The organism is Blautia sp. aa_0143 (assembly GCF_004167315.1).
GTDB lineage: Bacteria > Bacillota > Clostridia > Lachnospirales > Lachnospiraceae > Blautia_A > Blautia_A fusiformis.
Genome location: NZ_RCXU01000007.1, coordinates 128,831 through 136,455, shown reverse-complemented (window position 1 = coordinate 136,455; position 7,625 = coordinate 128,831). Strand labels below are relative to the sequence as shown.

Sequence of the window (7,625 nt, the reverse complement as noted above, 5' to 3'; positions counted from 1 at the left end):
GGATCATGGTATCTGTTTCCATCCGTAAGCCGGTGAAAATTGCGGCAGGGATTTCCCCCATTGAAGCCGTCCGTTTTGCCCCGGCGCAAAAGGACATCCGCAGCCGGAAAAAGAATATCAAGCTCAATCCTGTTTCAATGGGAATTGCAAATTTTAGGCGTGACCGAAAAAAGACCGTTGCTATTGTAGCCTCATTGAGTTTGGGCGGAATTATCCTGCTTGTGGTATCCTCCATTGTTTTGCTGCGCTCACCAGAGGCGCTTGCAAGACAGTTTTTCCCAGACGGCGACTATAAAATTTATTTGGATTCTGAAATGACAGAAGAAAAGGTTATGGCAGCGGGAAATCCATTGAATGAGGAATTAAAGCAGGAAATCTTATCTATTGATGGCGTTACAGATATAATTCCAAGCAGGCAATCTCTCCATGCAACTTATAAAACAGAGATTCATCAAGCTGGTGGTATGTGCGATATGCTGACCGACCAGAATTATGCGGCAGTTGAAGCGGCTCTGACAGAGGGAACCATGCCAACAGATTCCCGTAGTATTGTAATTGACTATAATGTGCTAAAGCAGAATGAGGATATGGGTGTTGGTTCAACGGTTGAGATTTCTTTGGGAGAAGAACAGCCATCCGTTTCTGTTACCATATCGGGGTTATACGCTCCTGCAAAGGTATATTCAGGACATGGCAGGATGCCCTTAGATGGGGCAACTCTTTTTGCACCAGAAGCGTTGTTCCACGAACTGCACCCGGAAATCAACTCTTTTGACTATTCATGGAGCATTGTAAATGACCCTAAAAAAACGGACTATGTGGGAGCTGAATTGAAAAATATTGTTGCCAGCCATAGTAATATTGCCTTAGATGAAATCAATACAGTGATTGAATATGAAGAAATGACAAATTCTTTTGCGTTTGGCAGTATGGAGATACTTTCATGGTTGGTATTTCTCTTTGGCGTTATCAACCTTATCAATACGACACTCTCTAACCAGATAGCCCGAAAGCAGGAAAACAGTATTCTGCGTTCTATCGGCCTAACACAAAAACAGCTATGTAAAATGAACATCTGTGAGGGGCTGTGCTATGCGCTCTTTGCAACATTGGCGACGCTGATCGTTGGGCTTCCGGCTTCTATCTTTGCTTGCAGAAAAATGAGTATAGGAGCTTTTGCCGGAAATGTAGTGCCTTACAAATTCCCGGTTTTGGAAATGGGTCTGTTCATTCTGGTATTGTTCGGAATGGAACTGATCTTGTCTGTATGGACAATTCGCAGACAGAAAAAACAATCCCTGATCGAACAAATGCGGGCGATGGAATAACCGTATGGGATCGGCGGGGCGGCGTGTGCTGCCCCGCTTTTTCCGCCATTTCTCAAAGAAATTTTTGAAATGTCCGAGCGTTGTAACAATTCAGCCTATTTTTCTGCCGAAATCAAAGGCACCTCGGACATTTGTGTAACATTTGTAGTGTATGCTTGTGGTAAATCAATATTGGGGGTGAGGACACATGAAAAAGATACTGCTGATTGACGACAGCGACACCTATACATGGTGCTTGCAAAAATACTTACAGCACCGGGGCTACCCGGTAAAAACGGCTTCCACGCTGAAAGAAGCGCGGGCCGCCATCCAAGAGGAAATGCCACTACTGATCTGCTGTGATCTCGACCTGCCGGACGGCTCCGGCATGGACTTTTTGGACGAGGTGCGGGCCGCAGACAAGGAACTGCCTTTTATTCTGGCGTCCTGCCATGACAAGGACGACTATGAACAAGAGGCTATGCGCCGGGGCGCGACGCTGTGCATGGACAAAATGAAAGGGTTGCTGCTGCAAGATAAGCTGGTGGAATACGCCTACCGGCAGTTATCCGGCGAACAGGCTCCAACTTTTCACAAGCTGCTCTTTGTCCATGCGGAAGATACCAGCGCCGAAGTGCTGCGGGCTGCCATGCTGCAAAAGGGCTTTGACCTGATTCTGGTTTCCTCGATTGCAGAGGCTAAACGCCGGATTTTTGAGGATAAGGAAATAGAACTGATCTTGTGCGGTCTGGAACTGCCGGACGGCACAGCAATGGAGCTGTTTCATACGCTGCGGCGGGTGGCGGGGATGTTCCAAATGAAGAATCCCCCTGTCCGGCTTCTGCCGTTCTTTATCCTCACCGAGAACAACGACCTTGCCACGGAATATGAATACCGGCATGAGGGCGTGAACGACTATATCACCGCCCCGGTCAATATCCCAGAGCTGATCCGGCGGGTTCTGTTCTTTGTGGAGTAATTGAAAAATTTTACGGAGGTGATGATGTGATGGGACATTAGCTGTTTTTGATATAGAAGAATCCGGCAAACAGATTGGCGAAAAGTTATTTCTGCTTCTTAACGAGGAACAAAAGAATGCTCTAATGCAATATATTTTGGAACAAGGAGTCTGTCATGGAACGGTATTCAATTCCTGTCACACTTTTTCCGCAGCAGAGAAGAATCCTCTTACAGAAATACAGAAAGGCGAGCTTTATCTATGTCTGGAACACCGCACTGTCAGGGTTCGTGAACGGATTATCAACCTGACAAGCAAAGAGTTTGATATTCTGGCATTGCTCATTGCCAATCCCAAACGTGTTTTTACTTACGAACTGATTACCGATTTGGTTTGGAAAGAGGATTGTGATTTCTATTCGAGAAAAGCGATTCATAATCATATAAGTAAGCTGCGTAAGAAGTTACGTTATGAACCGGATCTTCCAAACTACATTAAGAGTGTTGCCGGAATCGGCTATAAATTTGAACACTTGTAAGCTAAAGCCACGAGATTTTCTTGTGGCTTTAATTTTATGATGTCCACTTCCAAACACTTAATATTGAAGGTTGTATTGTTCGAGCTAAAGAACTATAATAGATTCTATGGAGGTGCGATATGGAATATATGACATTAAAAGAGGCCGCCGAAAAATGGGGTGTGACGCCTCGTAGGGTAAATTATTATTGTACTGGTGAACGTATTTCTGGAGCAGTAAAGATGGCCGGTATTTGGCTGATTCCCAAAACTGCAGAAAAGCCGATTGATGGCCGGACAAAACAAGGAAGGTGCAGAAAGCATGAAACGATATAAAATTATGATAATTGAAGATGATCCTGTGATACAGGGAGAATTGCAAACATTATTGAACGGAAATGGATATGCAACGGTTGGCGTAAAGGATTTTTCTGCTGTGACAGAACAGATTCAGGATGAAAAGCCACATCTGATTTTATTGGACATTAAGTTGCCCGGAGAGAATGGTTTTGCTTTATGCTCTAAAATCCGTACCTTCTCCGAAGTACCAATCATTTTTGTAACGAGCTGTAATACAGATATGGATGAATTAAACAGCATTATGCTGGGCGGAGACGCTTTTATCACGAAGCCCTATCATACAGCGATCCTGCTTGCGAAAATTGCTTCTCTGCTGAAGAAAGCCTATCCTGCACAGCAACGGGAACAGATCGTCTATGGAGATGCCGTGCTGCATCTGGAATCCAGCAGTCTGGATTATCATGGACAGAGCGTAGAACTTACTAAGAACGAATTGAAAATTCTCTATTACCTGTTCAAGAACGGTGGGAAAATCTGTTCTCGTGGAGATATGATTGAGTATTTGTGGGACAATCAGTTATATATAGATGACAATGCTTTGAGCGTCAATATCAACCGTATCCGGGAGAAGCTGGCGGGCATCGGTCTGACGGATTTTATCAAGACAAAGCACCGACAGGGGTACACGATATGAACAGCAGACGATATTGGAAAAACAGGCTACCATTTCTGCTGACGAACCTTGTTTGTATGGCTGCACTCACTGTATTTCTGCTGGTGTGCGGCAATTCGGTTTCCGCAGTCGTATTGATCCTGATCGTATGGGCATTGATTTTGCTGATGGGACTTGTCCTCACTTACTGGAAACGGAAACGGCAGATGAAAAAACTTCTGGATATGGCGGAGCAGCTTTCCGAAAGATACCTCATTTCCGAAGTGATGGAGCTGCCGGAACAGGCCGAGGATCAGGTTTTCTATCAGCTTTTGAAAATGGCTGGAAAATCCATGTTGGAACAGATTGGAGAAGTCGAGCGGGAACGCTTGGAGTACAAGGAATACATTGAGCAATGGATTCACGAAATCAAAACGCCCATTACTGCCATGAAACTCCTATGTGAAAACCACCGGACGGACTGGACAAAGGAACTTCTGCTGGAACTGGAAAAGACCAACCGCTTTACCGAACAGGCTCTTTATTATGCCCGCAGTGAGCATACAGAGAAAGATTATTCTGTCCGGGAAATGGCGCTGTCCCAAGTGGTGCATGGGGCGATTGCAGATAACAAATATCTGCTGCTCCAAAGTGGTATGCGTCTGGAAGTGGGGGAAATGCAGGACACGGTTTATTCAGATGAAAAGTGGGTGCGCTTTATTCTGAACCAACTGATTGCCAATGCGGTCAAGTATCGTACGGAACAGCCGGTTCTCCGCATTTCTACTCATAAACGGCAGGATCAGGTTGTCCTTGTGGTGAAGGACAATGGAATCGGGATTGCTGCATCCGATCTGCCCCGTATTTTTGAAAAGGGATTTACCGGTCAGAATGGTCGTATGGTCCAGCAGTCCACAGGCATTGGCCTGTACCTATGCAAACGGCTTTGTGAAAAGCTGGGCATTGGCATTACGGCGGAGTCGTTGGAACATGGCACAGCCATTTCCCTTTCTTTTCACATCAACTGTCTGATTCATGAAGTGCAGAGCTGAGAACCGTTCTGCACTTCTTACATTTTTGTTAGAACTTTGTAAGAAAACTTGATACAAACGAAGCCGCTCTTATTTTACAATAGAGATCAGAGGTGATAACAATGAAAGAAATTTTGAAACTGGATCATATCCAAAAATATTACGGAAATGGTGGGAATGTTACAAAAGCAATTCAGGACATCAGCTTTTCCGTTCAGGAGGGGGAATTTGTAGGAATTATGGGAGCATCCGGCTCCGGTAAAACTACCCTGCTCAACTGTATTTCCACCATTGATACCGTCAGTGCGGGACATATCTATCTGGATGGGACCGATGTGACGGAAATCAATGAAAAACAGATTGCCCGGTTTCGCCGGGAAAATCTTGGATTTGTGTTCCAGGATTTTAACCTGCTGGACACGCTGACCATTTCGGAAAACATAGCCCTGGCGCTGACCATCAACAAGGTTCCAGCAGGCGAGATTGATGGACGGGTGCGGGAAATGGCCGGAAAGCTGAATATCATGGATATTCTGGATAAGTACCCCTATCAGGTGTCCGGCGGCCAGAAGCAGCGGTGCGCCTGTGCCAGAGCCATTATCAACCAGCCTAAGCTGATTTTGGCGGACGAACCCACTGGCGCGTTAGATAGTCACTCGTCCCAGATGCTGCTTTCGACGATCCAGAGTATCAACGAAGATCTCGGAGCCACGATCCTGATGGTGACACACGACGCTTTCTCGGCAAGCTATGCCAATCGTATTTTCTTTTTGAGGGATGGGGCAATCTTTACAGAAATTTTCAAAGGCAGCGATTCACGCAGGACTTTCTTTGAAAAAATTCTGGATGTCCTCACCATGATGGGAGGGGGCGTGAGTGATGTACGCTAAATTGGCACTCCGTAATATCCGCAGAAGTCTGCGGGATTATATCATTTACTTTGTGACGCTTACCTTGACTGCGGCATTGATGTACTCATTTTTGGCATTGGGCTTCTCATCAGATGTTCTTGCTATGGCAGAAAATATGTCGATGCTGACTACTGGAATTCTGCTTATGTCAGCTCTGGTTGCTTTTATGTCCTCGTTTGTGATCGGTTATGCGATCCGCTTTATGCTGGGACGACGGAAAAAAGAGTTTGCAACCTACGAACTGATTGGCATGGAAGCAAAGACAGTACGAAATTTGTTCCTTGCTGAAAACAGTATCATCGGCACAGGAGCCTTTCTGCTTGGTTCTTTGGTTGGCACAGGGCTTTCTGGTTTGCTGAATCAAGTGGTAAAAAATATCTTTGAGGTACCGCATACCTATCAGGTTTCCTTTTCTCTCCAGGCATGGGCAGTAACATTTTTGTTTTTTGCCTTGATGTATAGTTTTGGGATGCTCCGAGCAGCAAAGATTATCCGGCATCAGAAAGTAATCGATCTTCTGTATGATAACCGCAAGAATGAAGAATACCATTTCAAATCATTCCGCCATAGTCTTTTGGTAGTATTGCTTTCAATAGCCGCAATGGTTGCAGGCGTGATTTTGCTTGGGCGGATGCTTCAAACACAAACCAATGAAGCATTTTTGTACCTTGGCGGAGCCTGCCTGCTCATTCTGGTGGGTGTTTACGGGCTGCATCGCCAGATTCCGCTTTTGCTGCACCGATTTGCAAAACAAAATCTGCGCCATAAGTACAAAGAAGAAAATCTGTTCTTCCTGGGGCAGATTGGGCGACGCATCCATTCTGCTGGCCGGACAATGGCTGTGGTGGCGATTCTTTTAACTATATCTCTGGCAACCATGTTTGTGGGGCTTACAATGGGAGCAGGCTACAAAGCCAACATGAAAGCCTATTATCCCTATGATGCAGGCGTGGCGATTGATGCACCTTTGGAAAAATCCAGCATGGATTCCATCGTTTCCTTTACAGAGGAGCATTGTGGAGTCGAGGATTCTGTAAGCTATTATCTGTATGCGGTTCCTGAAAAACCGATCGAAGCTTTGTCCTTGTCCGACTATAACCACCTGCGTGAGATTTTGGGACTTTCTCCTGTTTCCATGAGCGACAACGAGTTTTTGGTTCATTGTGATACATGGAACTATATGGACGGAATCCGGCAGGGCTTGAAGCAGCAGCCGGAGATCACATTAAAGGGTCGAACCTTGACTATTGCAGAGACACCAATCCTGACGGAGCCGATGGAGCAGTATCAAATGGCCGGAACGAAGGGATATGTGCTTGTTCTGCCGGATGAAACAGTCTCACAATTCGTCGGAGAAAAAATCCGTCTGGCGATGAAACTGGAAGATGGCGGATACCCGGAATTGAAAAGCGACTTGAAGCAATTCCTGAACAGCGGGAAATGGCAGCCGGAATTGCAGTCAAGTCAACAGCTCCCGGAAAAAGTAACGATGGGTGTTACAGTAAAGGCGTGGGGTGTTGCCAATTCGCTGACTGGATTTACAGCCATTTCGTTCTGCGGATTGTATTTAAGCATTATTTTTATCATTCTATCCTGCTCGGTTCTTGCATTTGAGCAGCTTTCTGCCATAGACAAAAACCAGAAGAATTATGCAGTCATTGACCGTTTGGGTGTACCGGGCCGCAGGCAAGCCTCCCTGATACGCAGGGAACTGTCCACAGTCTTTTTGATCCCACTGCTATTCCCTCTTTTGCTGACGGTTCTGCTGATTGCAGGAGCACAGTTCTTTTTCGGAGAGGCAATCTTGCAGCAGGGACTTGTACCTCTTTATGGTCTGGTGACGATCCTGCTATTCTGTGCAATCTACCTAACCTATTTTGGTGCAACAATGTTCTTATTCAAACGGGTTATTCTTCGACCGGAAATGAGATGAAACTTAAAGGAGGCGAC

General features: G+C 45.7%; 8 protein-coding genes. All 8 read left to right on the top strand.

Annotated features, from left to right (window positions below; all coding sequences use genetic code 11):
* Positions 1-1,328: ABC transporter permease (locus EAI83_RS05140; protein ID WP_129899812.1), on the top strand; the 1,328-nt coding region annotated here is incomplete at its 5' end.
* A 187-nt stretch (positions 1,329-1,515) separates the two neighbouring features.
* Complete coding sequence (locus EAI83_RS05135) at positions 1,516-2,286, top strand: response regulator (RefSeq protein WP_129899813.1); 771 nt, start codon at positions 1,516-1,518, stop codon at positions 2,284-2,286.
* 124 nt (positions 2,287-2,410) lie between these two features.
* A complete protein-coding gene (locus EAI83_RS05130; RefSeq protein WP_129899814.1) occupies positions 2,411-2,803 on the top strand; it encodes a winged helix-turn-helix domain-containing protein in 393 nt (130 codons plus the stop codon).
* A 119-nt stretch (positions 2,804-2,922) separates the two neighbouring features.
* Positions 2,923-3,117, top strand: coding sequence for a helix-turn-helix domain-containing protein (locus EAI83_RS05125; protein ID WP_129899815.1), 195 nt, complete (start codon positions 2,923-2,925; stop codon positions 3,115-3,117).
* Entirely contained in the window at positions 3,104-3,775 is a 672-nt protein-coding gene (locus EAI83_RS05120) for a response regulator transcription factor (RefSeq protein ID WP_129899816.1), read from the top strand. The genes EAI83_RS05125 and EAI83_RS05120 overlap by 14 nt, the downstream gene beginning before the upstream one ends.
* Positions 3,772-4,785, top strand: a complete 1,014-nt coding sequence (locus EAI83_RS05115; RefSeq protein ID WP_129899817.1) for a sensor histidine kinase — start codon at positions 3,772-3,774, stop codon at positions 4,783-4,785. The genes EAI83_RS05120 and EAI83_RS05115 overlap by 4 nt, the downstream gene beginning before the upstream one ends.
* 101 nt (positions 4,786-4,886) lie before the next feature.
* Positions 4,887-5,654 (top strand): ABC transporter ATP-binding protein, encoded by a 768-nt coding sequence (locus EAI83_RS05110; protein WP_129899818.1) that lies wholly within the window; start codon positions 4,887-4,889, stop codon positions 5,652-5,654.
* On the top strand, positions 5,644-7,608 hold the full coding sequence (locus tag EAI83_RS05105; protein WP_154244560.1) for an ABC transporter permease: 1,965 nt from the start codon (positions 5,644-5,646) through the stop codon (positions 7,606-7,608). The genes EAI83_RS05110 and EAI83_RS05105 overlap by 11 nt, the downstream gene beginning before the upstream one ends.
* Positions 7,609-7,625 lie beyond the last annotated feature (17 nt).

Bases quoted from the DNA above. Each gene is read 5' to 3' on its own strand.
- EAI83_RS05125 (WP_129899815.1), top strand. From the start codon at position 2,923: ATGGAATATATGACATTAAAAGAGGCCGCCGAAAAATGGGGTGTGACG.
- EAI83_RS05105 (WP_154244560.1), top strand. From the start codon at position 5,644: ATGTACGCTAAATTGGCACTCCGTAATATCCGCAGAAGTCTGCGGGAT.
- EAI83_RS05130 (WP_129899814.1), top strand. From the start codon at position 2,411: ATGCAATATATTTTGGAACAAGGAGTCTGTCATGGAACGGTATTCAAT.
- EAI83_RS05115 (WP_129899817.1), top strand. From the start codon at position 3,772: ATGAACAGCAGACGATATTGGAAAAACAGGCTACCATTTCTGCTGACG.
- EAI83_RS05135 (WP_129899813.1), top strand. From the start codon at position 1,516: ATGAAAAAGATACTGCTGATTGACGACAGCGACACCTATACATGGTGC.
- EAI83_RS05120 (WP_129899816.1), top strand. From the start codon at position 3,104: ATGAAACGATATAAAATTATGATAATTGAAGATGATCCTGTGATACAG.
- EAI83_RS05110 (WP_129899818.1), top strand. From the start codon at position 4,887: ATGAAAGAAATTTTGAAACTGGATCATATCCAAAAATATTACGGAAAT.